The organism is Paenibacillus sp. LS-5 (assembly GCF_056121505.1).
The window spans coordinates 1-971 of sequence record NZ_JBWAVA010000041.1; the positions used below are offsets into that span (position 1 = coordinate 1).

The following is a 971-nucleotide window of genomic DNA, read 5'->3' on the forward strand; positions in this document are numbered from 1 at the left end:
TGATTGGGGTGAAGTCGTAACAAGGTAGCCGTATCGGAAGGTGCGGCTGGATCACCTCCTTTCTATGGAGAATCGTTTCCTGCAATGGAAACATTCAAATCGGAAGCTTAGCTTCCATTAGAACCCTTGGGTTCGAACACTCACTCGTGTTCAGTTTTGAAAGAGCAAGTCTCTTTCGTATGCGTTTGGTGGCGATAGCGGAGGGGTTCCACACGTACCCATCCCGAACACGACCGTTAAGTCCTCCAGCGCCGATGGTACTTGGACCGAAGGGTCCTGGGAGAGTAGGACGCTGCCAAGCGGTCAACCAAGAGATTGGTTGAATCCAAAATGTTATATATGTTATATGGGCTTTTAGCTCAGTTGGTTAGAGCGCACCTCTGATAAGGGTGAGGTCGGTGGTTCGAGTCCACCAAGGCCCACCATATAACATCATATCTCTTTATGGGGCCATAGCTCAGCTGGGAGAGCGCCTGCCTTGCAAGCAGGAGGTCAGCGGTTCGATCCCGCTTGGCTCCACCAATAATGTTTTACATGCAATAGTATATGCAAGACCTTGATCCTTGAAAACTGGATACCGAAACGAAAATGCGTTTTAGAACATCTTTTAGCTGAAACTTGTGTAAGCAAGTTGAAATAGTTATTAGTTGATACAATCGATTCGATAGGAAAGTAAAGAACAGTAATGTTCAATATTTCTCCTGCGGAGAAAATTGCGGTTAAGCTAATAAGAGCACACGGAGGATGCCTAGGCGCCAGGAGCCGACGAAGGACGTGGCGAACAACGAAACTGCCTCGGGGAGCTGTAAGCAAGCTTTGATCCGGGGGTGTCCGAATGGGGAAACCCAGCTGTGGTAATTCGCAGTTACTCATACCTGAATACATAGGGTATGTAGAGGCAGACCAGGGGAACTGAAACATCTAAGTACCCTGAGGAAGAGAAAACAATAGTGATTCCGTCAGTAGCGGCG

2 tRNA genes and 3 rRNA genes are annotated in these 971 nt (G+C 48.0%); all 5 read left to right on the forward strand.

Features of this window, described 5'->3' with window-relative positions:
- A 16S ribosomal RNA gene (locus AC0MA3_RS26300) occupies positions 1-62 on the forward strand; the annotation flags it as partial.
- A 122-nt stretch (positions 63-184) separates the two neighbouring features.
- Positions 185-301 (forward strand): 5S ribosomal RNA (gene rrf, locus AC0MA3_RS26305).
- 47 nt (positions 302-348) lie between these two features.
- Positions 349-425 (forward strand) — tRNA-Ile (locus AC0MA3_RS26310).
- Between the two features lie 21 nt (positions 426-446).
- Positions 447-522, forward strand: a tRNA-Ala gene (locus tag AC0MA3_RS26315).
- A 195-nt stretch (positions 523-717) separates the two neighbouring features.
- Positions 718-971: ribosomal RNA gene (locus AC0MA3_RS26320) — 23S ribosomal RNA — on the forward strand; the annotation flags it as partial.